23 protein-coding genes are annotated in these 26,357 nt (G+C 54.1%); 7 read left to right on the plus strand and 16 right to left on the minus strand.

Features of this window, described 5'->3' with window-relative positions:
• Positions 1-683: 683 nt before the first annotated feature.
• The 3 genes from WHS46_01540 (at position 684) to WHS46_01550 (ending at position 4,974) form a co-directional block, all read left to right on the plus strand.
• Positions 684-1,211 carry a hypothetical protein gene (locus WHS46_01540; protein MEJ5347358.1) on the plus strand — a complete coding sequence of 176 codons (528 nt, stop codon included), beginning with the start codon at positions 684-686 and terminating at the stop codon, positions 1,209-1,211.
• A 1,096-nt stretch (positions 1,212-2,307) separates the two neighbouring features.
• On the plus strand, positions 2,308-3,705 hold the full coding sequence (locus WHS46_01545; protein ID MEJ5347359.1) for a class II fumarate hydratase: 1,398 nt from the start codon (positions 2,308-2,310) through the stop codon (positions 3,703-3,705).
• 192 nt (positions 3,706-3,897) lie between these two features.
• Entirely contained in the window at positions 3,898-4,974 is a 1,077-nt protein-coding gene (locus WHS46_01550) for a hypothetical protein (protein ID MEJ5347360.1), read from the plus strand.
• Between the two features lie 185 nt (positions 4,975-5,159).
• Here the strand turns inward: WHS46_01550 and WHS46_01555 are convergent, their stop codons facing one another.
• Positions 5,160-7,112: an acetoacetate--CoA ligase gene (locus WHS46_01555; protein ID MEJ5347361.1), complete on the minus strand. Its 1,953-nt coding sequence runs from the start codon at positions 7,110-7,112 to the stop codon at positions 5,160-5,162.
• Positions 7,113-7,328: 216 nt separating this feature from the next.
• Complete coding sequence (locus WHS46_01560) at positions 7,329-7,679, minus strand: cupin domain-containing protein (GenBank protein ID MEJ5347362.1); 351 nt, start codon at positions 7,677-7,679, stop codon at positions 7,329-7,331.
• A gap of 123 nt (positions 7,680-7,802) precedes the next feature.
• Between WHS46_01560 and WHS46_01565 the strand changes: the two genes are divergently transcribed.
• From WHS46_01565 to WHS46_01580, 4 genes are read left to right on the plus strand one after another with little or no spacing between them, the layout of a single operon-like run.
• On the plus strand, positions 7,803-8,627 hold the full coding sequence (locus WHS46_01565) for a sugar phosphate isomerase/epimerase family protein (protein MEJ5347363.1): 825 nt from the start codon (positions 7,803-7,805) through the stop codon (positions 8,625-8,627).
• 13 nt (positions 8,628-8,640) lie between these two features.
• Positions 8,641-8,952, plus strand: coding sequence for an MTH1187 family thiamine-binding protein (locus WHS46_01570; GenBank protein ID MEJ5347364.1), 312 nt, complete (start codon positions 8,641-8,643; stop codon positions 8,950-8,952).
• Positions 8,953-8,972: 20 nt separating this feature from the next.
• Positions 8,973-9,203 (plus strand): KH domain-containing protein, encoded by a 231-nt coding sequence (locus WHS46_01575; protein ID MEJ5347365.1) that lies wholly within the window; start codon positions 8,973-8,975, stop codon positions 9,201-9,203.
• Between the two features lie 55 nt (positions 9,204-9,258).
• Positions 9,259-11,724 (plus strand): AAA family ATPase, encoded by a 2,466-nt coding sequence (locus tag WHS46_01580; protein ID MEJ5347366.1) that lies wholly within the window; start codon positions 9,259-9,261, stop codon positions 11,722-11,724.
• Between the two features lie 181 nt (positions 11,725-11,905).
• On the opposite strand, the gene WHS46_01585 is transcribed toward WHS46_01580, so the two are convergent.
• From WHS46_01585 to WHS46_01650, 14 genes are all read right to left on the minus strand, one after another.
• On the minus strand, positions 11,906-13,552 hold the full coding sequence (locus tag WHS46_01585) for an AAA family ATPase (GenBank protein MEJ5347367.1): 1,647 nt from the start codon (positions 13,550-13,552) through the stop codon (positions 11,906-11,908).
• 32 nt (positions 13,553-13,584) lie between these two features.
• On the minus strand, positions 13,585-14,358 hold the full coding sequence (gene folE2, locus WHS46_01590; GenBank protein MEJ5347368.1) for a GTP cyclohydrolase FolE2: 774 nt from the start codon (positions 14,356-14,358) through the stop codon (positions 13,585-13,587).
• A 15-nt stretch (positions 14,359-14,373) separates the two neighbouring features.
• Positions 14,374-15,153 carry a carbon monoxide dehydrogenase accessory protein CooC gene (locus tag WHS46_01595; protein MEJ5347369.1) on the minus strand — a complete coding sequence of 260 codons (780 nt, stop codon included), beginning with the start codon at positions 15,151-15,153 and terminating at the stop codon, positions 14,374-14,376.
• A 551-nt stretch (positions 15,154-15,704) separates the two neighbouring features.
• Complete coding sequence (gene nusB / locus WHS46_01600) at positions 15,705-16,136, minus strand: transcription antitermination factor NusB (protein MEJ5347370.1); 432 nt, start codon at positions 16,134-16,136, stop codon at positions 15,705-15,707.
• 9 nt (positions 16,137-16,145) lie between these two features.
• Positions 16,146-16,607, minus strand: coding sequence for a 6,7-dimethyl-8-ribityllumazine synthase (gene ribE / locus WHS46_01605; GenBank protein MEJ5347371.1), 462 nt, complete (start codon positions 16,605-16,607; stop codon positions 16,146-16,148).
• Positions 16,594-17,832 (minus strand): bifunctional 3,4-dihydroxy-2-butanone-4-phosphate synthase/GTP cyclohydrolase II, encoded by a 1,239-nt coding sequence (locus WHS46_01610; GenBank protein ID MEJ5347372.1) that lies wholly within the window; start codon positions 17,830-17,832, stop codon positions 16,594-16,596. The genes ribE and WHS46_01610 overlap by 14 nt, the downstream gene beginning before the upstream one ends.
• A 313-nt stretch (positions 17,833-18,145) precedes the next feature.
• Positions 18,146-18,814 (minus strand): riboflavin synthase, encoded by a 669-nt coding sequence (locus tag WHS46_01615; GenBank protein ID MEJ5347373.1) that lies wholly within the window; start codon positions 18,812-18,814, stop codon positions 18,146-18,148.
• A gap of 55 nt (positions 18,815-18,869) precedes the next feature.
• Positions 18,870-19,979, minus strand: a complete 1,110-nt coding sequence (gene ribD / locus WHS46_01620) for a bifunctional diaminohydroxyphosphoribosylaminopyrimidine deaminase/5-amino-6-(5-phosphoribosylamino)uracil reductase RibD (GenBank protein ID MEJ5347374.1) — start codon at positions 19,977-19,979, stop codon at positions 18,870-18,872.
• Positions 19,980-20,416: 437 nt separating this feature from the next.
• Entirely contained in the window at positions 20,417-21,736 is a 1,320-nt protein-coding gene (gene glyA / locus WHS46_01625) for a serine hydroxymethyltransferase (GenBank protein ID MEJ5347375.1), read from the minus strand.
• Positions 21,733-22,185, minus strand: a complete 453-nt coding sequence (gene rpiB / locus WHS46_01630; GenBank protein MEJ5347376.1) for a ribose 5-phosphate isomerase B — start codon at positions 22,183-22,185, stop codon at positions 21,733-21,735. The genes glyA and rpiB overlap by 4 nt, the downstream gene beginning before the upstream one ends.
• A 38-nt stretch (positions 22,186-22,223) precedes the next feature.
• Positions 22,224-23,477 (minus strand): beta-ketoacyl-ACP synthase II, encoded by a 1,254-nt coding sequence (fabF, locus tag WHS46_01635; GenBank protein MEJ5347377.1) that lies wholly within the window; start codon positions 23,475-23,477, stop codon positions 22,224-22,226.
• A gap of 51 nt (positions 23,478-23,528) precedes the next feature.
• On the minus strand, positions 23,529-24,272 hold the full coding sequence (gene fabG, locus WHS46_01640) for a 3-oxoacyl-[acyl-carrier-protein] reductase (GenBank protein ID MEJ5347378.1): 744 nt from the start codon (positions 24,270-24,272) through the stop codon (positions 23,529-23,531).
• 86 nt (positions 24,273-24,358) lie between these two features.
• On the minus strand, positions 24,359-25,555 hold the full coding sequence (locus WHS46_01645) for an electron transfer flavoprotein subunit alpha (protein MEJ5347379.1): 1,197 nt from the start codon (positions 25,553-25,555) through the stop codon (positions 24,359-24,361).
• Positions 25,552-26,343 carry an electron transfer flavoprotein subunit beta/FixA family protein gene (locus tag WHS46_01650; protein ID MEJ5347380.1) on the minus strand — a complete coding sequence of 264 codons (792 nt, stop codon included), beginning with the start codon at positions 26,341-26,343 and terminating at the stop codon, positions 25,552-25,554. The genes WHS46_01645 and WHS46_01650 overlap by 4 nt, the downstream gene beginning before the upstream one ends.
• Positions 26,344-26,357: the final 14 nt, after the last annotated feature.

Below are 26,357 nucleotides of genomic sequence, written 5' to 3' on the forward strand. Positions count from 1 at the left end.
CTTTGAAAACCAAACCGTCAGTGAATGGTACAGGGAATGGCCTTCTTTCGACAACGGCATCGTTCATCAACCTGGCTCTTATTAAACCGTAGGGCGCATGGAGCGTAGGGCGCATGGAGCGAAGCGAAATGCGCCGTACAAAATACACCATACAAAATACACCGCACAAACCACTCCACACAAACTACGCCATACCAACTACGCCGTACAGACTACGCCCCACAAATTACGCCATACCAACCACGCCATACAAAAAACACCATACCAACCACGCCATACGAGATACGCCATACAACTTCCACCGCAAGGAAGCACCACCCCAACCGCCCCATCCGAATCCGTCGATTCAGCGTACGCTCATTGTATTAGGTGTCAAGGCACAAGGTGAATGGGTACCGATTGGGGGGTGGTGGGGGAGTGGTTTTGGAGGATTATGCTTCGTATTTGATGGTGGCGGATTACACTTAGCCTCTAAGGATGGCGGATTACGGCGTTGCGCCTAATGATAGCAGATTACACTTAACCTCTAAGGATGGCGGATTACGGCTTCGCCTTCATCCGCCCTACGGGTTATGGGTTGGGCTTTGGGCGCTGTGGCGACGCAGCCTTTCGGCCGATCTTGTCAGGAGCAGGCACGGCTGCTAAAGTTCTAAAAAAACACGCCGAAAGAGGGAGCTGGGCGCATGAGCTTTGCCGGATCATCTCTGAGCGAAAGGGAAGTGAAGGATTGGATCGCGCAAAGCGTGGAACACCTTTTTCGAGAAAAGCTCGATGAGCTTCTCTCGGAAAGGCTTACCGCGTTTGTCAAGGAAAACGAACAGCGCGCGCGGGAACTTTCCCTGATGGAAAGGGTGGTTCGGGTCGAGGAAGAGCTGCGGGCCCTGAAAGAGATCCAGATTGTTCATTTTAAGGCTTCCGAGAAGCGCTTTGAAGCTATCGAAAAGCGTTTTGAAGCCATGGATAAACGCTTTGAGTCGCTGCAGCGTGAAATGATCGTACGGTTTGAGGCTGTCGATAAGCGTTTTGAAGCCATGGAAAAGCGTTTTGAAGCGATGCAGCGTGAAACCAACGCCCGTTTTGAAGCCATGCAACGTGAAACCAATGCTCGTTTTGAGGCTATGGACAAGCGGTTCACCCAGCTTCAATGGACCATTGGCTTGGGTTTCGGGCTTATGGCAGCCATCATGGGGACGCTGCGATTTTTAGGGTAAGCGGCAGCGGATTCCGGTTCGTTGTGTTTGGCGGGCGTATGACGTGCGATTCTGCTTCGGTATGTATGACCGCGGATTTCATTTCGCTCCATCCGGTGCGCGTGGGTGATCGAGTGATGGCGGATTTCGCTTCGCTCCATCCGCCCTACAGATGGGTTCATGGGTGGTGGCGGATTTCGCTTCGCTTCATCCGCCCTACAGTATCCCCCATCATCAAACTCAACCCCATACCCCGTAGGGCGCATGAAGCGAAGCGTAATGCGCCACCCATGCCACCCAACCAGTTGCCAGCCATGCCACCCAAAACGTAGGGCGCATGAAGGCGAAGCCGCAATGCCCCCTACGGGTTGGGAGGATCCGGCCCCTACGCCACAGGAACCTCCATGGTGTCTCCTAGCAACGGATCGTCGTTGACAAGCCACGCGGGTGTCTCTCGCAACACCTTCTATTTGGGGGCGTCCAGCGGCATTCTCAACCTGCCAGGATGGAACGCCGTCCCCAGATCCACAAACCTCTCGCCCATACCATCAATTTTTCCACGCAGACCAGGAATGGAGCTCGTGGGAAGGGACTTTGCTGTTACAACGCCCAACAGGTTCTGCAACCTCGAACCATTATCAAAGTTTTAACCCGGTTTTGTTACGAATTCGCAAAAAAGTTGCAGGGGCTCTCCTAGTGCAAGAACGAAAGCTTTTCGCCTTGGAGTATGGCTTATGCTTGACGATCTAACCACTACCTATTTTGATGATAACCTCAGCGCTGAGGGAGCCCGGCGGGGGGCATCTAAGGAAGAAAGAAGCGATCGAGATCTTGTGACCTTAATAGGGCAGAGGATTCACATTTGGCATAGGTCGAAGCCAGAACGCATCCATGGAGAGATTGACAACGCTCTTGGGCTGCCAAATCGCCCGCCCAGGAGTGTTATGAGCGTTGACTGAAAAATCCGTGGCGGAAAAGAAAAAACACAAATTAAGCAAAAACAATAACGTACGCCAAAAAATGACAAAGTTGGGCTAGGTTCGGTTACAGGCCAATTTTCTCACAAACTGTCCCGACGAACAGCGAGCCTCGAGCAAGCTTAAGGAGGGGGGAAAGAATGAAACACGAGAATTTGAGACTGGAACGGGACACCTTGGGTGAAGTATGGGTGCCGGAGACGGCTTACTACGGGGCGCAGACGCAAAGAGCGATTGAAAATTTTGCCATGAGCGGGCGTTCGATGCCCAGGCCCTTTCTGGAGGCTTTAGCGCTGATCAAAGAAAAAGCCGCGGAGGTCCATGCGCTTCACGGCAGGCTCGATTCCGTTTTGGCGGACGCCATTTGTCAAGCGGCTCGCGAAGTTCGAGCAGGCAAACACTGGGATCAGTTTCCCGTAGACGTGTTTCAGACAGGTTCCGGGACGTCTACGAACATGAACATGAATGAAGTGCTGGCCGGGCGTGCCAATGAAATCCTTACGGGGCGCCGAGGGGGGAAACATCCTGTTCATCCCAACGACCACGTCAATATGGCCCAGTCCAGCAATGATGTCATTCCGACGGCTCTGCATATTGCAGCCTGGCGCCTTCTCCAGGACAAGACCATTCCGGCTTTGGTTCGTCTCGAAGGAGCGCTTCAGGAAAAAGCCAAAGCCTTTGCCGACGTTCTCAAGATCGGCCGCACGCACCTCCAGGATGCTTTGCCGGTCACCCTAGGTCAGGAATTTTCCGGTTACGCTCGCCAAGTGTCTTTGGCGGTGGAAAGGCTGCGTTCCGTGCAGGCTCGGCTATGTGAGGTGGCCCTCGGGGGCACCGCAGTAGGAACCGGCGTGGGTGTGCCGTCGGGTTTTGTGCAGGAAGTCCTGGAGCGCATTGAAGCCGAAACAGGCTGTGTATTTCGAGAGGCTCAGAACCATTTTGAGGCCCAAAGCAGTCAGGATGCCGTGGTGGAAACGGGAGGGACTCTTAAGACGGTTGCCGTGAGCCTTTGGAAAATTGCCAATGATCTGCGCTGGCTTGCTTCGGGGCCACGCTGCGGTCTAGGAGAAATCCAGCTACCCGCCGTCCAACCGGGATCTTCCATGATGCCGGGTAAAGTCAACCCCGTGATTCTTGAGGCTGTGCTTCAGGCCGCTGCTCGAGTTATGGGAAACGACACGACGCTGACTCTGGCCGGACAAGCAGGAATTTTTGAACTCCATATGATGCTGCCGCTCCTGGCCGACACCCTTCTAGAGTCCATTCATCTGATCACCCAAAGCGCCCTTGTGTTGGTGGAAAAATGTCTTGTGGGGCTTCAAGCCGACCGGGAACGTTGTGCTGCCATGGTGGAGCAGAGCCTGGCTCTGGCCACCTATCTCGTGCCGCTTGTGGGTTACGATCGGGCGGCCCAAGTGGCCCAAAAAGCCCACGAAGACGGAATCACGGTGCGAGAGGCGGCTCTGGCCTTGAACATCGCAGATCCCGATGTGATCGATCAGGTTTTGGCTAAAGCCCTGGGGCGCACCATTTCATGACATTTTATGACAACGGTAACGTCAAAACTCTGACGATACGTCCCAGCTTCTTTGCGCCTTTTAACTCATCTTTTTCGGCTTAGATTTTGCAAGCCTCTATCTCCGGAGTCAGCACAAGGATGTGCCGTCAAGCCGGGTCAAGGGCCGATCCCGGCAGCCGTGGAAAAAGGTGCCGCACAGGAGGAAAACCACGTGGGAGTGTCCTTCATTCGCAAGACGATGCCCGGCCCGACGTCGGGGTCGACGGTTTCGGCAGAGCAGGCTGCCACATTGGCTCGATCCATGGGGCAGAGGCTTTTTGAAAATGTTCTGCGAGAAGCGGAACAAGGTGAGCAAGGAACCGGTCAGCCTGCAAGCGAAGAAATGAGCCTCATGCAGGCGCCGACTCAGGGACGAGGCTTGGAACGTGTGCGAACGGAATTCCAGAATGCGGATCCATCCAGTCTGCAGGCCATGATCACGGCGGCATACATCAAGGCTTCCGCTTTGGGATCGGGATCGCCTACCTGGAAAGATCTTGGTTCCGCGGGGATTCGGTTTTCCCGTGCAGGCGTCTCGTCTTTAGGAACGCAAGATATTTCCACCTTACAAGAAGGCCCAGCAACGCAAAAATCACCGCCATCTTCAGGTCACGACGATCTAGGTTTTTTATCCGCTCGGTTCGAATCCGGAAAAGCAGGGGTGGAAGCCATCGGGTATGATCCTGGAGGCGGAACATCTTACGGCATTTACCAGATTGCTTCCAAGCCCGGAACCATGGCGCGATTTCTCGATTTCCTGGAAGATCATGAGCCTCAATGGGCCAAGCGGCTTCGAGCGGCCGGACCCGCCGATACGGGAAGCACGCAAGGGAGGATGCCTCAAGTTTGGAAAGCCATCGCTAAAGAAAACCCGCAGCGTTTTGCAGCGCTTCAGCAGGCTTTTATTCGCGAGACCCATTACGAGCCTGCACGGCTGGCCATTGTGGAAGCCACCGGAATTGATGTGAACAGGGCCTCGCGAGCGGTTCAAGAAGTTTTGTGGAGCACGGCCGTGCAGCATGGGCCGGGACGAGCTGCTGACATGTTTATTCGGGCTTTGGGCCGTCAGGGAGGGCGTGAAGGTTCCGTGAATGAAGCGGCCCTCATTCAGTCGGTGTATGGGGATCGAGGCCGAATGGGTCGAGCGTTTTGGGGTTCTTTACGGGAAGCTCTTCTGGGCCGTTTTCAAGAAGAAAAAGCCATAGCCCTGGCTATGCTCAAGGATGCCGGGAAAGACAACGTCGCCTAAAAGCCCGCCTGAGAATTCTTCAGACCAGTTCATGATAGATTGAATGGAGGGGAAGGCGCCGCCTCGCCCCGATCACCTTGAAACGGGATTCCTTAGAGCAGCCCATGTTGAATTCTCAGTTAGTCCTTAAAGATAAAAAACCTCCAGGAGGAGGGCCGGTTTTCAGCCGGCCCTCTGAGTCCTGATCAGGAAGCCAGTTCCGGAAGGTTTTTGTAGTATTCAAGGGCTTCGGGGTTGGCCAAAGCGTCTTTGTTTTTCACTTCCTGGTTGTGAATGACCTTGCGGACCGCCAGTTCCACTTTTTTCCCGCTGATGGTGTAAGGAATGTCCGGAACGGCAATGATCTTTGCGGGCACATGGCGCGGTGTCGTATTGATGCGAATGGCCGTTTTGATGCGGTTGATGAGGTCTTCGTCCAGCGTGCATCCGTCTCGAAGTTTTACAAACAAAATGACACGGACATCATTGTCCCAATCTTGGCCTACCACAAGGCTGTCCAGAACTTCCGGAATGGTTTCCACCTGACGATAGATTTCGGCCGTTCCAATGCGGACCCCGCCGGGATTCAGGGTGGCGTCCGAACGACCGTAAATGATGACGCCGCCGTGCTCCGTAATTTCAATGAAGTCTCCATGATGCCAAACGCCCGGAAAAGTGGAAAAGTAGGCGTCATGATACTTTTGGCCGTCGGGATCGTTCCAGAAATAGATGGGCATGGACGGTGCTGCCGCCGTGCATACCAATTCACCCTTTTCACCGATGACCGGTTTTCCGTCTTCGTTCCAGGCTTCCACCTTCATGCCCAGACCCCGACATTGCAATTCACCGGCATAGACCGGACCCATGGGGTTTCCTAAAGCAAAGCACGAAATAATGTCCGTACCGCCGGATATGGACGACAGACAAAGATCCGATTTGATGTCCCGATACACATACTCAAAACTCTCGATGGCCAAAGGGGAGCCTGTGGACAAAACGGCCTTGAGCGGCGTCAAGTCGTAGGATTCCTTCGGTTTGACACCGGCTTTTTCGACGGCCGCCAAATATTTGGCACTGGTTCCAAAGATGGTGATTTTTTCGTCTTGAGCCATCTGCCACATGGCTCCAGGGTCGGGATAGAAAGGAGAGCCGTCATAAAGGAGCACGCGGGCTCCCAGCATAAGGGAGCTCACTAGCCAGTTCCACATCATCCAGCCGCAGGTGGTGAAGTAAAAAATGGTGTCATCGCGAGTGAGATCCGTGTGGAGTTTGAGTTCCTTGAAGTGCTGAATGAGGGTTCCGACTGCGCCGTGAACGATGCATTTGGGAACGCCTGTGGTGCCCGAGGAGTACATAATGTAGAGTGGATGATTGGCGGGAACCTGGCGAAAATCCAGAGTAAGTCCCGATTCCTTGGCCATGAAATCCTGAAGAAGAACACCGTTTCGGACTCGGCCCGCATCGGGTTCCGAATGCATATAGGGCATGATCACCACCTTTTCGATGGTGGGAAGATCCTTCAAAATCTCATTGATACGTTCCAAGGAATCGAAGGTCTTGCCGTTGTATTGGTACCCATCGGCGGTGAAGAGGACGCGAGGTTGAATTTGACCGAATCGATCCAAAACCCCCTTGATTCCGAAATCAGGAGAACATGAAGACCAGACGGCCCCCAGACTCGTTGCCGCCAACATGGCGACGACCGTCTCCGTCATGTTGGGCACAAACCCCGCAACGCGATCCCCGGGCTGAATACCCATGGCTTTCAGGGAAGCCGCCAACCGGGCCACCTGGTCGTAAAGTTCCGCATAGGTGGTGTGCACTGTGGGGCGTCCTTCCCCTTTAAAACTGAGAGCGATCCGGTCATCGCGGTAACGCAAAAGGTTTTCCGCAAAATTCAGTTGGGCTCCTTCAAACCATCGGGCTCCCGGAAGCTTCTTCACATCGTCCACCACCTCGTCATAGCCGCGACTGACCACAAAGCCTGCATAGTCCCACAGCGTCGCCCAAAAGGTGGGAATGTCCTCAATGGACCAGCGATACAGATCGTCGTAGGAGCGAAACGTTTTGCTATGTTTTTCGTTCACATATTGCATAAAGTGATACATGTTCGTGCTGCGGATGCGCTCTTCGCTGGGTTGCCAAAGCAGTCGACTCATGAAAGCCTCCGTTTCCAATCAATGTGGTCCATTCCCAGTTGCCCACCAGTTCCTTCCATCCGCATGCCATCAGCTGAGAAGGCGGAGCGACATGAGATTCTGAGGCTTGATCGCGAGATCACGAGGTTTGACGGCCACGAATAGAAGCGCACCGTCATGCTACCAGGTTTTGCACGTGAACAAAAGTTAAAAATGGGCAAACACCACCCAGGTGCCTTAGAGTTCCGGGGGACCTGCGGGAATGAGGCAAAGGATGCGCAAGGGTTTATCGGAAGTGTTCTTAATTTGGTGGGTTTCATTGGGAGGGATAAAGACGGCGTCTCCCTGAGTGATAGGGACCCACTGTCCTTCTTTGTAAGCCGAGCCGTGCCCTTCATGGACAAAAATTTCGTGTTCCCAGTCATGGCTGTGCAAAGGGGTGTGTCCACCGGGGTTGATTTCAAAGAGGCGCATATAGAAACGTTGGGCGCCGTCCCGTGATCCGATGAGCACGCGGCCGGTGACGCCTCGAGCCGCTTCGTTGTCGAAAAAGGTTCCGGGAATGTCCTTGTAGGATTGAATCTTCATGGTCAAAACTCCTGGCGTTGAATTAAAGTCTTTGGGAAACTTGAATCTTACCCTTTCGCATTTAGATGTTTTGCGTGGCTGTGACAAGAACTTGTTTAGGGATCGTCGAGGGAAAGGGAAAACATGGGAGGGTTTTTCGGCCTAAGGACGCCGCGAAGTGTTCGACACGTGCATGTCAATATGCCTTGGGCCATGTTGCCCAAGTTTATGGAAGTGATTCGACAGGAGAGGTTTCATCTGGAACTGGGTTTTACGGGGGAAGATCTGGACCGTTTGGACTGGAAAGCTTTAGAAGGGACGGTGGCCCTGCTGAAGTCTTGGGGATGCCGACTGACGGTGCACGGACCATTTTGGGATTTGTGTGCGGGAAGTTGTGACTTCCTCATCCGTCAGGTGAGCCTTCTGCGATGGCATCAAATTTTCGATGTGGCGGCTCTCATTGGCCCGGCCCACATTGTCTGCCATACAGGGTATGATCCTCGACATCATCGCGAACAGAAGAGCGGCTGGATTCAGAGAGCTCTGGCGTTATGGGAGCCTCTGGTGGAGAGAGCTCATCGGCAGCATGTGTGTTTGTGTCTGGAGAATGTGTGGGAAGAGGATCCATCGGTTCACGAAGAAATTTTTTCTCGGCTGGATTCGCCGTATTTGGGGTTTTGTTTGGATGTGGGACATCAACACGCCTTTTCGCGAACGAGCCTGAGGGAATGGCTTGACGTTTTGAGCGGACGGCTTCTGGAAATCCATTTGCACGACAACGACGGCACTCGAGACGCCCATCTGCCCGTAGGCATGGGCACCATCAATTTTACCTTTCTTTTTGAAACACTTGTCCAAAAGGGGCGAAAACCTCTTTTGACGGTGGAACCGCATACCAGGGAGCATTTGTTAAAGACCTTGGTTAATTTAGATAAGATGCTTCCGGAAACGTGGATGCTTGAGCGCTGAAAAGGGGGCAAACATGGCGATTGTGGAAGTAAGTGTGGTTCCTTTAGGGACGGGCAAGACGAGCCTCAGCGATGAAGTGGCCGGTGCGGTCAAAATTTTAAGAGCCAGCGGCCTTTCTTACGAATTGACAGCCATGGGAACCATCATCTATGGAGATTTGGACAAGATCTTGGAAATCGTTCGAGCGATGCATGAAAGCTGTTTTCACAGGGGTGTGCAAAGGGTCCTGACCCAGATCAAGATTGACGATCGACGGGATCGCGCCGGCACACCGGCGGATAAAGTACGATCTGTTTTGGAAAAATTGAACGAGACGTCTTCATAAGGCATTGAGGTGGGGAAGACATGCGTGAACTTGTGTCTTATCTTGCAAAAGCTTTGGTGGATCATCCGGATAGGGTGGTCTTGGAAGAAAAAAGCAGCGGCGACACGGTACTCTTGGAATTGTCCGTGGCCCCTGAGGACATGGGCAAAGTGATCGGTAGAAGCGGCAAGACCATTGAGGCTTTAAGAACGGTGGTCCAGCTTGCGGCAAGCAGCGTAGGGAAAAAGTGCCGTTTAGAAGTTCTTGGCTGAAGTCGTTTGGGGTGATGCGGCAACGAACCCTTTGTGAAGAGGCGGAGGATAGGGCATGACCACACATTTCAGGGAACTGGCGGTGGAAGAGCTTCGAGCGATCGTGGACCCGAATGCTTTTCCCTTTGAACACACAGGGGTTCTCACCCCTTTGGAAGAAGGTGTCGTGGGCCAGGAACGGGCCATCGACGCCATTAAGTTCGGTATGGGCATGAAGGAGAAAGGCTACAACATCTTCATTGCCGGCCCCGCCAAAGCCGGACTCACCTACATCGCCCGCACTTTTTTGGAAGAACAGGCCAAAAAGGAACCCACACCGCCGGATTGGTGTTACGTCTATAATTTCAAGCAACCCGATGAGCCCAAGAGTCTTCGCCTGTCACCCGGCCGTGGCAAGGAACTCAAAAAGGACATGGAAGCCTTCATTCAGACACTTCAGGCCAAGATTCCCGAAGTGTTTGACAGTGACGATTACCGTGCCAAAGAGGCCGAAGTGCATCAGGGCTTTGAGCGAAGGCGGCGTCAGATCATCGACGAATTGTCCGAGATGGCTCGTGAGGAAGGCTTCATTTTGCAGTTTTCTCAGGTGGGCATGGTCATTATTCCGGCCAATAAGGAAGGTCAGCCCATGAGCCAGGAGGAGCTCACCGAGCTGAGCGATGAGGAAAAGAAAGCTCTGCGCGAGAAAAGTGATGAGCTTCAGGAAAAGATGAAGGCGGCCATCAAACGCATTCGTCAGGCAGAAGCCGAATTCAAAGAAAAGCACGCCAAGCTCGATAATGAAATCGCCATGTTCGTCGTCGGTCAACTGCTGGAACATTATCTGGAAAAATATCAAGATGAACCCGGCGTTCTGGAATACTTGAAGGCCGTTCAGGAAGATATTCTTGAAAATATCGAAGAATTCAAGAAAAAACCTGAAGGCCAGCAACAGATGGGCCCCTTTCCCATGCCGCCTCGTGAAGCGGCCATGCGCCGTTACGATGTCAATGTGCTTATCGACAATTCAGAAACCCAGGGGGCTCCAGTAGTCATCGAATCCAACCCGGCTTACCCCAACCTTTTCGGAAGCATTGAAAGACAGGCTTGGTTCGGGGCTTTGTTCACGGATTTCACCATGATCAAACCAGGAGCTTTGCACCGAGCCAACGGCGGTTACCTGGTCATGAAGGCCCTGGACCTTCTTAAATGGTACCTTTCCTGGGAAGCCATCAAGAGGGCCCTGCGCGACGGGGTGATCAAGATTGAAGATCTCGGGGAACTTTACGGTATTTTTAGCACACGTACCATTCGTCCGGAACCTATTCCCATGGACGTGAAGATCGTACTCACCGGCGATCCGTACCTCTATTACCTCATGTATATCTACGACGACCGGTTTCAGAAACTTTTCAAAGTGAAAGCCCATCTCGACGACCGCATGGATCACAAGGAAGATGCCGTCCTTCAGTGCGCTCGCATGATCAGTCGGTTCTGTGAGGAGAACAAGATTCGGCATCTGGATCGTACGGGAGTTGCACGCGTGCTTGAATACAGCATGGAAGTGACGGGGGATCGGGATAAACTGAGCCTGGAACTCGGGGATATCAGCGATCTGCTTCGGGAGGCCAACTACTTTGCAGCCTTGGACAATTCCGAGTTCATCAAGCGAGAACATGTGCATCAGGCTGTGCAAAAGCGCATTTATCGAGCAAACCTCATTGAGGAACGTGTCAAGGAACTGGTCAAGAAAGACATTTTCTGGGTGGAAACCTCGGGTGCCAAAGTGGGCCAGGTCAATGGGCTTTCCGTTTTGATGACCGGGGATCACGAATTCGGCAAACCGAACCGCATCACCGCCACGGTGTCCGTGGGGCGTGAAGGTGTGGTGGCCATCGAGCGGGAATCCAAGCTGAGCGGCAATATTCATACCAAGGGTGTGATGATCCTCACCAGTTTTCTCAAGGAGCGATTCGCCCACAACAAGCCTATATCTCTGACCGCTACATTGTGTTTTGAGCAAAGCTACGGCATGGTGGACGGCGATAGCGCTTCGAGCACGGAGCTCTATGCTATTCTTAGTGCTTTGTCGGGCGTGCCTATTAAGCAGGGCATTGCCGTGACCGGGTCGGTGAGCCAGAAAGGTGAGATTCAGCCTGTGGGAGGCGTCACGCAAAAAATCGAGGCTTTCTTTGATATTTGTGCCCACAAGGGCTTGACCGGAGACCAAGGAGTCATCATCCCGGAAAAGAATGTCCGCAACCTCATGCTCAAACAAGAAGTGCTGGATGCCGTCAAAGAAGGGAAATTTCATATTTGGCCTGTGAGCCGTATTGAAGAAGGGATCGAGATTTTGACGGGCGTGCCTGCCGGAGAATTGCAGCCTGACGGCACCTATCCGGAAGGGACGATCTTTCGAAAGGCCGACGACCGGTTAAAGGAAATTGCCGAGATCGTCAAAAAGTTCGGCAAAGATGAAAACGGCGGCACAAAGTCTTCGGATGAAGGGAGTGGAGGCGGTTGCCCCACCTGTGATCGCTAAGATCGTTCAAAACAGCCGTGGTGGGCGATCCTCACGGTTTGTAAGCGGGGCGCTTGGGACCAACGCGGCCGTTAAGGGCGGACCGATGTGTCCGCCCTTAACGGTTGTCTGACAATAAGGCACACTTGATGCTGTGGTTAGAGGTTGTGGAAGCTTGAGGTCGTTCCTTCGCCGTTACGGGCTAAGCGTTTGCGGCCAACCGGTTTCTGGTTTGGAGGCACTGCCGAGTGTAAAGGTCTGCCAGGAGTTGATGGAACACTTCCAGCGGATCGCCTTCGGTCTCGCACAGGACATGGCTGTGGAAAGGCAAACCATCCATCATAAAGTCACTTTTTTCAAGGAAATGCGAAAGGTGATGGGCTCGAGCGTCTGAGATCCCCGGTTTGTCCATGCGCTCAACTAATCGTCGTTCCAAGGTTTTCAGCGAACATCGGCACTCTGCAAAAATCACGTTGGCGTCCTGGTCTTCAGCCAATCGAACAGCTTCTTCCCGCCATTTTCTCTCGCTAAAGGTAGCGTCAAGGATCACGGAACGTCTTTGTTTAAGCTGTTCATGGGCCAGATTGAGCAGGTGACCGTACACCATGCCACGTCGATCCTTGTGGTAAAGACCGGCGCCGTACTCGGTATGCTCAGGTTTTGTGTCGGCCACATCCGGAAACAGATTCCGCCTCACAGCATCCGACTGATAAATGGGAAGCCGAAAAGCTTCGGCCAGACGGCGTGCATGGAACGATTTTCCCGATGCCGGCAGCCCGCAAAACACATAGAGGGTGGGTCGGGTCATGGTAGCAGCGTAGATGTAAGCCGAATCCAGGTATTTGGCGGCATCATTTCGACAGCGGGAAGGTTCGAAAGCTTCAGGATGATGACCTTCGTTTTCTATCAGTTCACGGTACCTGAGGCAGAAGACCTTGACGCGCACCATGGCACGATAGCATGCGTAAAAATCCAGAACCCGGTAAAGCGATGGGTCATCGGATCGAAACGCATAGGCGTGAAGCACCTGAACACTTTGCGAAAAGGCGCCTCGATGATCCAGGTCCATGTGGAGGAAGGCCAGATCGGCCGCCACATCCCCACACCGAAACCGATCATTGAATTCGATGGCGTCAATAATCTGAATACGGTCATCCAAAAAATAAATATGATCCGTTCTCAGGTCGCCGTGCCCGTCACAGATGCGGTCTTCTTTCAGGCGAGATGCAAAAAGATCCCCGTGGTTTTCCAGGAAAGCGTGGTTCACGTTCCGAATAAGACGCCATTTTTCCGCATCCAACAATTCGCCCACAAAAGGGGCAGTCTGATCAAAGTTTTCCATCACATTTTGAGAAATGACGACAAGGGTGCCGAAACCGCGAATGGAATCGTCTCTATTCGCTTTTTCGTAAATATCGGCGAGATGATATCCCAACTGACGCCAGTGCCTGGGTGACAAAGCGCTTTGGGACACAAGAACTTCCAGACTTTGGTGTGAAGGTAGTTGACGCATCACGACGGCGCATTCCACCAAGGATCCCGGTCCATCCAGGGACAAGTTTCCTGAAATGTCCTTTCGAACCGTTGCCACTCTGTCGTAGACGCCGCGGCTGAAACGCTGGTTCAGATTGACTTCACGCTGACAATAATGGCAGCGCGATGCCAAGGTTCTGAAGTCAAGAAAGCCGAAATAGACGGGTTTTTTGAGCTTGTAGACCCAGGTGCCGGTGAGGAACACGGCCGAAATGTGGGTGTCGATTCTCTGAACCGACGTCACATCATGAGGATAAAAGCCGGGGTCGGCAAAAGCGCGGCACACCGTTTCAAAGGTGGCCATGGTGTCTTCCATGGGCGTGGCATCCTCATGGGCTGAACGGTGCCTCACAATGTGCGTTCAATGAACGCATAAGCGCTGTGGTTATGGATGGATTCAAAGTTTTCCACATCCACCTGAAACCACAGAATATTGGGATTCTTTTTCAACCGGTAAGCCACATCTCTCACCACGTCTTCCACGAATTTAGGGTTTTCATAACCTTTTTCGGTAACGAATTTCTCGTCCGGGCGTTTGAGAAGGGAATAGACTTCGCAGGAAGCCGCTTCTTCCACGATGCGAATGAGATCTTCAATCCAAATAAATTTCTTAAACCGAACGGCAAGCCGTGCCATGCCCCTCTGATTGTGGGCCCCATGTTCGGATATTTCGCGGGAACAAGGGCAGACCGTTGTAATGGGAACATTGACTTCGACCACGAGGTCAAAACCGTTCTGGCCGTTGAGGGAACCGCTGACACGGCACAAATATTCCATAAGCCCCGATGTGGCGGTCACTGGAGAAAATTTTTCGATGAAGTAAGGAAAACTGATTTCCAAATGGGCGGATTCGGCGTTGAGGCGAGATTGCATGGCTTGAAGGATTTTGGAAAATTCTCGAATGTCCAAGTGTCCGTAAAACTCATTGAGGATTTCCACAAAACGGCTCATATGGGTGCCTTTGAATTCCCGTGGTAAGCTGACGTACATATTGATGCTGGCCACGGTATGTTGCACCCCGTTTTTCTTGTCCATGACGGTGAGGGGATAGCGGATGTTTTTCACCCCCACCTTATCCACGTGAATATTTCTGTGGTCGAAAAGACTTTGGACGTCGATCATGGTCACGTCGTCTTGTCAGGACATGGGTTGAAGGTGGTTAAGGTTCTCGGCGATGGCTTCCATGGCTTTTCGAGTGGTTTCGCTGATACGGTCGGCAAAAACCCCGGCGCAATCCGCTTCGATAATGGTTTCATCAAAGGGAATAAAACCCAGAAAGGAGAATCCGTTCAGGCTTTCCCGCAAAAAGGTCTGGTCTTTTTCGTGACGAATCTTGTTTCCTACCACGTAAAGATTGACGATGCCGATATCTGCGGCAAGCTGTTGCACTTTCAAGGCTGTTTCGATACTGCGTCGTCCCGGTTCTACAACAATGATCAAGGCGTTGACGGCCTTGGAAGTGCCGCGACCCAGGTGTTCGATGCCGGCTTCCATGTCCATGATGACCACTTCATCCCGCCGAAGGATCAAATGGTGCACCAGGTTCTTCAAAAGAACACTTTCCGGACACACGCACCCTGTTCCCCCTTTTTTGACCCCACCCATGACCATCAGCCGAAGACCTGGACCACAGGGCACAGCAACCTTTTCGGGGAGATCGTCCACCTTGGGATTCATCTTAAAAAAACCACCGAAGCTTCCAGGCACCGACTCGGTGCGCTCGGCGATCAAGGCCTTCATTTGTGACAGAGGTGTGATCTTGGACGCCTCGGTGATGCCCAAAGCATGACCCAGATTGGCGTCGGGGTCGGCATCAATGGCCAGGACCGATCTTCCATGTTCGGCAAACCAACGTGCCAGAAAAGCCGATAGGGTTGTTTTTCCTACACCGCCTTTGCCGCTGACTGCAATCTTCACAAGTTTTCCTCCCTGCCTGGAAAAGCTGTAGCGCTTGAACCTTGCACACCCGTTTTAATACGTCCCAGAAAGACTGACAACCTTTAATGGCGTTCTTAGGCCATGCCCGCAAAGGCGCGTTCGTGCCAAGGGGTTCCGTCCAGCAACGGGGTACACTTCGAGCTCTTTGTTCGTAAAACAACCTTGAACCCAGGGACCCGAGGAGACGTCTACGGCTTCAGGCAAGGGTGCTTGATCTTTCCTTGACGGTGCTTTGAAGGGGTCGGCGTGCATTGCTTCCGAAAGAACAGCTCTAGGGGCACCTGATAACGGATCGGCTGCTTGAAACCCTTGATCACGTGGAGGAACTGGGCGTCTTTGACGAATCGAACTTCCGTGTGCTGCGGCTGCATCGAGCTGTGGAGCGATGGATGGAAAAGCCTCGTTCCCACATAATGGGAAAACACTGTTTTGACGTTTTTTAGCGGTAAGGCATGAAAACCCTTTCAGGGCGACGAACTGGCGGAGCGTCTTTACAGAATGATGACTCTTGGCAAGAGATGACAGATTTTTCACCCCTCCTTAGCTTGGGTCGCAAAAGCGGGGTTTTCGCGATAGATCTTGTCCAGCACGCCGTTAATGAAGGCGCTGGAATCCTGCGACCCAAAGCGCTTGGCCAGTTCAATGGCTTCATTGATAGACACACGCGGTGGAATATCATCCCGATACAGCATCTCGTAAAGAGCGATGCGTAGAATGTTTCGATCCACCGGAGACATACGGTCGAGTCGCCAGTGTTCGGAAGCGGCTGCCAAATGGCGGTCGATGTCCTTTTGATGGGCGCTCACGCCGTCCACGAGGATCCTGGCAAAAGCCCTCGGCCCCTGAGGCAGCTCAAAAGAAGCACAGGCCAGATCAAAGGCTCGATCCGGCGCCATGCGGTTGAGGTCCATCTGGTAAAGGACCTGAAGAGCCATTTCTCTGGCTTGTCGACGTGTTCCCATACCCAGCGCTTACATGCTTTTCAGCAAATTGGCCATTTCCACAGCCGCCATGGCGGCTTCAAAACCCTTGTTGCCGGCTTTGGATCCTGCTCTTTCGATAGCCTGTTCCAGAGTGTCGGTGGTGAGCACACCAAAGGTGACCGGCACCGAAGTCTCCAAGCTCACTGTGGCGATCCCCTTGGCCACTTCATTGGCCACGTAATCAAAATGCGGCGTGGCACCCCGAATGACCGCGCCGAGGCAAATTACGGCGTCAAAACGGCCGCTTCCGGCAAGCTTTTTGGCCGCCAGCGGAATCTCATAAGCTCCGGGAACTCGAAACACCTCAATGTTTTCCTCGCTGGCGCCCGTTCTCTTTAAAGCGTCCAGCGCACCTCCCAGGAGCCGTTCACAGATAAAGTCGTTGAAACGACTGACCACGATGCCAAAAGACAATCCTTCAGAACGCAGTTGTCCTTCATGCACTTTCATTGTCGACCCCTTGTGACGTGAAGCACTGGAGCACATGTCCCATTTTTTGGCATTTGGTTTTGAGGTAATGCAGGTTGCATTCATTGGGTTCCACCTCGATGGGAACCCTGTCGGTGACCGTGATGCCGTACCCCTGAAGCCCGACGATTTTTTTCGGGTTGTTGGTCATGAGGCGCATTTTGCGTACGCCCAAGTCCACCAGAATCTGGGCGCCGATCCCGTAGTCTCGAAGATCTGCCTTGAACCCCAAAGCTTCATTGGCTTCTACAGTGTCGTAGCCCTGTTCCTGAAGGGCGTAGGCTTTGATCTTGTTCACAAGCCCGATGCCTCGCCCTTCATGGTTTCGCATGTAAAGAAGAACCCCTCGGCCTTCCCGATCGATTTGCCTCATGGCTGCCCGTAGTTGATCACCGCAGTCGCACCGCAGCGACCCAAACACATCGCCGGTGAGGCATTCCGAGTGAACCCGCACCAAGACCTCATCCTCGGGCCCAAAGGTCCCTTTGACCAAGGCCAGGTGCGTGAATTCGTCGATGGAGTTCTTATAGGCGATGACCCGAAAATCGTGGCAGTATTTGCTGGGAAGGTGAGCTTCGGCAACCCGTTGCACAAAGCTTTCAGTGCGCATGCGGTATTCAATGAGATCGGCGATGGTAACGATCTTGAGACCGTGTTCCGCGGAGAATTTTTCCAAATCCGGCATACGGGCCATGGTGCCGTCATCTTTCATGATTTCGCAGATGACGGCAGCCGGCTTCAAGCCTGCAAGTCGGGCTAAATCGACAGACCCTTCCGTTTGGCCCGTGCGGACCAGAACACCACCTTTTCGCGCTCGAAGAGGGAACACATGGCCGGGACTGACCAAGTCTTCCGGGCGGGCGTCGTCGGCCACAGCTGTCAGGATCGTGTGAGCTCGGTCCGCTGCACTGATTCCTGTGGTGACCCCGGTGCGGGCTTCAATGGAAACGGTGAAAGCCGTTCCAAATGAGGATTTGTTCTGTTGCACCATCATGGGCAGCTGCAGCCGGTCCACCCATTCCGGTGTGAGGGCGAGGCAGATGAGGCCTCGGCCGTACTTGGCCATGAAATTGATAGCTTCCGGCGTCACCTTTTCAGCGGCGATGCACAGATCGCCTTCGTTTTCACGGTCTTCGTCGTCCACCAAAATGACCATCTTGCCCTGGCGAATGTCCTCCAGAGCCTCAGGAATTGTAGCAAGCGGCATGAGAAAACTCCCTTCACGCAAAAAATGCAGGGGATTTTGATTCTCCCCCTTTGCCGAGAGCGCCGTACCTCATGGGAGCGCCAAGACGCGTGACCTATAACACGCCGACCGAAGAGACTCAAGACGGGTTTCTTTTCGTGAAAGTCTCTGTGGTCCTTGAGCTGTTTGCACACCTTCGGAGAGCGAGCCTCGATTTCTCTTACCAGGAATCGAGTGGGGTTGGACCGATAGGTCTGCCCCAACAGGCACGGCGTTTGTCGCTTTCTTTTTCGACGGAAAAACCTGGGGATCGGACACTGGCTATCCCGAGATTTCAGAGAAAACCGTGTCGTTTGAGAAAAGCCGTGTCGATTCCCTTGGATTGGTCGGTGGAGTCCTTTGGGGATGTTGTGGTCCAAGCCTGCAAAAAGTTTTGTACATACTTGGCGATGATGTCCGTTTCGATGTTCACCGGATCTCCTGGGGAGAGCAGGCCAAGCGTGGTGACTTCGGCGGTATGAGGAATAAGGTTGACATCAAACCGGCCAGGGCTGCATCCGTTTACGGTGAGGCTCACGCCATTGACGGCAATGGATCCCTTGGACACGATAAACGGCGAAAGATGTTCCGGGACGGTGAAATAATAACGCCACGAACGGCCTTCCATTTGTCTATGGACCAGAGTGCCCACACCGTCCACATGGCCTTGCATCAGGTGTCCTCCCAGGCGATCCCCAACCCGCAGGGACCGCTCAAGATTCACCAACATTCCAGGACTCTTTCGTCCCAGGGTGGTTTTCGCCAGGGTTTCCGCCGAAACATCCACAGAAAAAACAGCGCCGTCAAAAGAGACGACCGTGAGGCAGGCCCCATCGACGGCTACGCTTTCCCCAAGGGTCATGTCGGTAAAAACGCGTTCCGATCGAAGCACCATGCGCGCATCCACTCCGTGACGTTCCACGCGCAGCAGGGTCCCTCGACATTCCACAAGTCCTGTAAACATCTGAAAAAACCTCTAGCGACACGGCGAACGATGGGAAACGGTCGGTTAGTACCTTTCAATAAAGTTCAGGCAGAAAACGTCCGCGGATCATAAAGTCCATGTCCACGCGCTGCATATGACAATCGTGTAGGGGTACAGCCTCGCGCATGAACAACCGGGATTTTCCCTGAAACATGGGCACGCTGGAGCCGTTGCCGAGGATTTTTGGCGCAAAAAAGAAACAAAAATCGTCGGCCAGACCCTGATCAAGGAACGTTCCATGAAGGCGTGCTCCCCCTTCCACCAGAACACTGGTGATGGAACGCCGCCCCAATTCATCCAAAAAGGCTTCCAGATCAACGCCGGTAGCGGTTGTTGGGAGCGTGACCACCTGAACTCCGTGGTCCATTAGTCGTTCCCGTGCGACCTTGGGAGCAGTCTCGCCGCAGGCCAAAAGAACGGGGACTTGTGAAGCGGTTTGAACAAGCCGGGAAGCCAAGGGCAATCGGCACTGGGTATCGAGAACGATGCGAATGGGCTGACGACAAGATTTTGAACCCAAACGGGCCGTGAGCATGGGATCGTCGGCCAGAGCCGTGCCGATACCGACCAAGACCGCGTCTAAGGTGGCTCGAAGCTGATGGACCAGTCGCCGAGATTTTTCTCCCGTGACCCATCGAGAATCGCCCGTGCGTGTAGCCATACGCCCATCCAAGGTGGCGGCGCATTTGAGTGTTACGTGCGGGCGGCCTCGAGTCACCCACTTGATGAAAGGCTGGTTCAAGGCACGGCATTCTTTTTCCAACACCCCCATGGTGACGTCAAGTCCAGCTTGCCGTAAACGCTCCGCACCACCTCCCGTTACCTTTGGATTGGGATCGGCCATACCGATGACCACTCGAGCGATCCCTGCCTTCAGAACCGCTTCCGTACAAGGAGGCGTTCGACCATGGTGGTTGCAGGGTTCCAAAGTGACGTAGAGGGTAGCTCCTTGGGCTGAAGCGCCGGCGCGACGCAGGGCACGCACTTCAGCGTGCGGGCCGCCTAGTTTTTGATGATAGCCTTCCCCCACAATGTTTCCGTCTCGCACCACCACAGCCCCTACAAGAGGGTTGGGGCTTGTGCGTCCGTGACCCTTCCAGGCTAAACGAAGGGCTCGCCGCATAAAATGCTCGTCTTGAACCATGCTGCCTTCCATGAGCAACGTACCCCAGGGTCGAACTGCCATGTTGGCCCACGCAGAGGCGGACCGATGTGTCCGCCGTCGAGCAGGCACGAACCGATGTGTCCGCCCCTAAACACTTCACCGGGGCAGGTTTTCGGGGCACACACCCGTGCGTCCTTACAGTGCTTTACCGCGCAGCCTGCATCCACACCGCCGGGGCAAACCCTTATACCCATACATGCGCCGATATGCCACAAACCGTCGGCATGGACCCATGTATCGGCCCATCATTTCTCCCCTCGCACGTGACGGCCCCATAGGCCAAGGGTCATCGCAGCCCCCTGTAGGGCCGGACCGATGTGTCACCCCTCGAGCAGGAATGGGCCGATATGTCCGCGCCAGAATGCATTTACGGGACGGCGTCTTGACCGTCAGGTTTCACACCTAAAGGCTGTCAGCTAAAGCAGGGCTCCCGCCTTTTGAGCCACACCCGATGCCGACACCGAGACCCAGGGTTCAGAGAAATTTTCCGACCATGCATGCAGCGGAAACTGGGAACAAAAAGCAGCCACATCCCGTTTGAGTTCAGCCAGGCGCTTCTCATCACCGACGGCATTCAGAGCCTGGTCAATGAACCGAGCGATATCAAGCATGTGGGAAGGTTCCATGCCCCGCGTCGTCACAGCCGCAGTGCCGATTCGAATGCCGCTGGCGATGTTCGGCTTTTGTGGATCAAACGGGATGGAATTCTTGTTGACGGTGATTCCCGCATGATCCAAAGTCTCTTCGGCGACTTTTCCCGTGATGCCCTTATTTCTTAAATCCACGAGCATGAGATGGTTATCGGTGCCGCCGGAAACCAAACGGTAGCCCAGCTTGAGCAATTCATCGGCCAAAGTTTTGCAATTGAGCACAATACGTCGCTGGTATTCTTTAAAGGACGGTTGTAAAGCTTCTTGAAAGGCTACGGCCTTGGCGGCGATGACATGCATCAGCGGCCCGCCTTGAATGCCGGGAAAGATTTGACTGTCCAGTTTTTTTCCCAGGTCCATATCGTTGGAAAGAATAAGACCGCCTCGGGGCCCTCTCAGGGTTTTGTGAGTGGTGGAAGTAACCGCATGGGCATAGGGAACAGGGGTGGGGTGCAAGCCGGCGGCGACCAAGCCGGCGATGTGCGCCATATCCACCATCAAAAAGGCTCCAACCTCGTCACAGACTTCTCGAAACCGGGCAAAATCGATGAGGCGTGGATAGGCACTGGCGCCGGCCACGATCAGTTTGGGACGGTGTTCTCGAGCCAGCCGAATCATCTGGTCAAAGTCGATGGTTTCTGTTTCCGGATGGACACCGTAGGAGACCACTCGAAACAATCGTCCGGAAAAGCTAACAGGACTGCCGTGGGTCAGGTGTCCTCCTTGGCGCAAATCCATGCCCATGATGGTATCCCCCGGTTCCAGCAGCGCGAAATAGACCGCCATGTTGGCCTGGGATCCCGAATGAGGCTGCACGTTGGCGTAAAGACATTGAAAAAGGGCTTTCGCACGTTCCTGAGCCAAAGATTCGGCCACATCCACATGCTCGCAACCACCGTAGTAACGCCGTCCTGGATATCCTTCGGCATACTTGTTGGTCAGGACCGATCCTTGTGCGATTCGCACAGCGTCACTGACAAAGTTTTCGGACGCGATCAGTTCCAGCTTGCTTTTCTGACGGGTCTCTTCATCACGAAGGACCTTTGCTATGGCCGGGTCCGTTTTTTCCAAGGCTTTCATGTTCATTGACGGTGACTCCACGAGGAAGGATTGTCCAAAAGATCCAAACGTCGGCAGTGGCGACCTCCTTCAAAAGGTTCGGCCAGCCACACATCAACGATTTCCAAAGCCAGATCCAAGCCGAGGAAACGTCCGCCGAGGCACAGAACATTGCTGTCATTATGACGCCGACTCATCTTGGCCGCATAAGGTTCCGAGGCCAGGACCGCTCGCACTCCGGGCACTCGGTTGGCGGCCATGGACATACCGATACCGCTCCCGCACAGAAGAATACCTCGATCTACTGTTCCCCGTGAAACGGCTCGGGCCACCGTAAAAGCGTAATCCGGATAGTCCACGGAATCCAGACTAAAGGTTCCGATATCGTGCACATCATGACCTTCACGGCGCAGATGTTCAGCAATCTTTTCTTTGAGTTCAAAGCCGGCGTGATCGGCACCGATCATGATTTTCATGGGAAAAACTCACGGAGTCTTTTAAGGGTTTCTTGTTCTTATTCCGTCCATTTTCTGAAGACGACCGTGCCATTGGTTCCACCAAACCCGAAGGAGTTGGACAAGGCCACACGAACTGGGGCTTTACGGGCTACGTTAGGCACATAGTCCAGATCGCAGTCTGGATCCGGGGTTTCGTAGTTGATGGTCGGGGGCATGATGTCATGATAAATGGCGAGCACCGTGTAGGCCCCTTCCACACCTCCGGCGGCTCCCAACAAGTGCCCCGTCATGGACTTGGTGGAACTCACGGCCAGCTTTTTGGCATGGTCCCCGAAAACGGTCTTGATGGCCAGGGTTTCCAACCGGTCGTTCAGATCCGTGGAGGTTCCATGGGCGTTGATGTAATCGACGTCACAAGGGGAAATGCCGGCGTCGGCCAGAGCCGCCCGCATACACAGAACGGCGCCTTCGCCGTCGGGAGCCGGCGCCGTCATGTGGTAAGCGTCTCCGGAAGCGCCGAAACCGATGACTTCCGCGTATATTCGCGCTCCACGACTCTTGGCCCGTTCCGCCTCTTCCAAAATCAACACCGCGCTGCCTTCTCCCAGAACAAAGCCGTCCCGATCCTTGTCAAAGGGGCGGGACGCTTTTTCAGGTTCGTCATTTCGTGTGGATAGAGCGCGCATGGCATTAAAGCCGCCCACACAAAGGGGTGTGATAGTGGATTCCACCCCGCCGGTGATCATAATGTCGGCGGCTCCATCTCGAATGAGGTGAAAGGCGTGTCCGATGGCATGCGTGCCTGCGGCACAGGCTGTCTGAATGGAAAGGTTGGGCCCTTTGGCACGGTGTTGGATGGAGATGAGTCCCGGAGCCATATTGCCGATGAGCATGGGAATAAAGAACGGGCTGATTTTGCGCGGTCCTGATTGCAAAAGGGTTTTGTGGCATTCTTCGATGGTGGTGAGTCCTCCTAAACCGCACCCCATGACCACGCCCGCTCGAGGGCTTTCCGAGGCTTCAATGGTCAAAGACGCGTCTTGAACCGCCAATTGCGCGGCAGCGATGGCGTAGGTGAGAAAAATATCCATCTTGCGCAAGTCTTTTTTGGGAATGAAGTCTTCCGGCTGAAACCCTTTGACCTCACCGGCGATACGTGTGGCGTATCCTTCTGTGTCAAATCGTGTGATGAGTCCGATGCCCGAAACACCACGGATCACATTGGTCCAGTTCTGTTCGACGCCGACCCCCAAGGGCGTGACCATGCCCAATCCTGTCACCACCACTCGTCGCTTTCCGCCTTGTGCCATGATTCCCTCGTTGTTCTTTCCCAAGAATCTCTATTGAGTCGCTTCGTGCGACTATCCCATGAACATGCCGCCGTTCACGTGCAGCACCTGTCCCGTGATATAGCCCGCTTCATCAGAAGCCAAGAACCGTACGGCCGCAGCCACCTCCTCTGGGGTTCCCGTGCGTCCTGCGGGAATCTGGGCCAAAAGGGCTTGTCGAGCCTCGTCGCCGAGAGCCTGGGTCATTTCCGTTTCGATATAACCCGGAGCCACGGCGTTGACGGTGATGTTTCGGGAAATGACTTCTCGAGCAAGCGAACGCGTCAGACCCAGAATACCGGCCTTGGCGGCAGCATAATTGCACTGGCCGGCGTTTCCTGTAAAGCCCACAACGGAGGTGATGTTGATGATGCGACCGTAGCGTTGTTTGAGCATGGGGCGCATGGCGGCTTGGCAGCACAAAAACACACCCCTGAGGTTCACGGCCAGAACCTCGTCCCAGTCTGATTCTTTGAGGCGTGGCAAGATGTTGTCCCGAGTGATACCGGCATTGTTCACCAAGACGTCCAGGCGTCCCCAAGAGTCCGAGATCTCCTTGAAGGCCGCTTTCACCGCTTCGGCGTGGGCCACGTCAAAAGGGCTGAGAACCGCCTGGGCGCCGCGTTCTTTGACGATGCGCGCCGTTTCTTCCGCGGCTTCACGCCCTGATTGATAATTGACCACCACGGTGGTGCCCGGTTCCGCAAAGGCCACCGCGACAGCTCGGCCGATACCACGGCTGGCTCCTGTCACCATAACCACTCTGGTTTCCGCCATGGATTCCTCCCTGTGTTATGCCGCACGCCCAAATGATCAAAATATCGTTTAAACCTTGTCTGTAAAAATCCTTCAGCGGTTCAGGATCATGGAGTGTCTGAAGTCCCACCCCGCTTGATGCGGTCGATGAAAGCCGGCACGAATTCAAAAAGATCCGCCACCACGCCGCAGGAGGCCACATCAAAGATGGGAGCTTCAGGGTCCTTGTTGACGGCAACGATGATTTTGGATCCTTGCATCCCAACGATGTGTTGAATAGCCCCCGAGATACCGATGGCCATATAAAGGGTCGGGGACACCGTCTGTCCCGTTTGTCCTACTTGATGGGATACCGGAGCCCAGCCTTCTTCCACGGCACTGCGGGAAGCCCCCACGGCTCCTTTTAGAAGCCGCGCCAGTTCTTCCACCATTTTGAAATTTTCCGCTTTTTGCAGTCCCCGTCCACCGGAAATGATCACTTCGGCTTCGGAAAGTTTTGCCGTGGTGTCTTCTTCAGGAGTCACCTTAAGGACCTGCACGCGCGTACGAAAAACATCCTCGGACATCGTGACCCGTTCGACTCGACCGTTGCGTGGATCCACAACCGGACGCATGACTCGAGGGCGTACCGTGGCCATTTGAGGGCGCCCGTGGGGACAGATGATGGTGGCCATGACGTTGCCGCCAAAGGCTGGGCGGGTTTGCAAAAGGAGACCTTCTTCACTGATGTCCAAATCGGTGCAATCGGCCGTGAGGCCCGTTCGTAGCATGGCTGCGACTCGAGGGATAAAGGACCGGCCCATGGATGTGGCTCCGGCAAGGAGGATTTCCGGTTTCTTGCTTCGCACCAGTTCCACAAGGCACCGGCTGTAGGCTTCATCCGTAAAATGCTTTAAAGCCGAATGGTCCACCACGTAAACCACATCGGCCCCGTAACGAAGCAGGTGCTCCGCCTCATCGTCGAGGTTTTCTCCCAAAAGCACGGCGGCGCATTCAACCCCTTTCTTGTCCGCAAGGCGGCGAGCGGCACTCAAAAGCTCATAACTGACCGAATGCACCGCTCCATGGCGCCATTCCGCGAAAGCCCACACCCCTTTGTAAGCCGCCGCATCGATCGCGACGCCGGAGCCTACATCGGGAAGTTTTATGGCCTGAAACTCGCAAGTATCCACGCACATCCCGCACAGGGTGCAGTCGTCGGAAACCTGAGCGTGAGTTTCCAAAACCGTAATCGCACCTACGGGACAGACATCTTGGCATACGCCGCAGGCTGTACATTTTTCCAGATCGATGAGTGCTTTCATAAACCGGGAACCTTGGCTTCTTTGAGGTATTGGTAAAGTTTTTCCACCTGTTCGGCAACGGAGCCTTCCAGCATCCATCGGTCCGAACGTTTAGGCGGGCTAAAGACGCGCACCACCTGGGTGAAGGAGCCTCTAAGACCGACTTGGTCTTCCGAAAGTCCCACATCCTTAAGGCCCCACACGGGAATGTCGGCTTTTTTGGCGCGCATTTTGTGCTTCAGGGATGGAAGCCGAGGATCACCCACATCACGAAGAACGGTTACCAAAGCGGGCAAAGGCAAAAGCCATTCCTCGGTGCCTTCATCCGTTTTGCGTACCACACGAAGGTGGTGCTTGTCTTGAAGTTCCAAGTGCTTGACAAAAGTGGCATAGGGAATATTCAGCAAAGTGGCCAGTTCGGGGCCTACCTGAGCCGTGTCTCCGTCGATGGCTTGTTTACCGCAAAAGATGAGCGACACATTCTGAAGTTTTTGAATGGCCGCGGCCAACGCCGTGGCTGTCGCCCAGGTGTCCGCACCGGCAAAGGCCCGGTCACTCAACAAGACCGCATCGTCGACACCTCGGGAGAGGACTTCCCGTAAAGCCTCTTCCGCTTGCGGTGGTCCCATGGTGAGTGCCGTCACATGGGCATCGTGGGAGTCCTTAAGGCGAAGAGCGGCTTCCACGGCGAAAAGATCAAAAGGATTGATGATGGATTCCACGCCCTGACGCACCAAGGTATGGGTGTGAGGATCGATGCGGACGTTTTTGGCGTCTGGCACCTGTTTGATACAGACGACGATTTTCATGGTTTTCGGCGACC

Source organism: Desulfosoma sp., assembly GCA_037481875.1.
In the GTDB taxonomy this organism is placed as follows: Bacteria; Desulfobacterota; Syntrophobacteria; order Syntrophobacterales; family DSM-9756; genus Desulfosoma.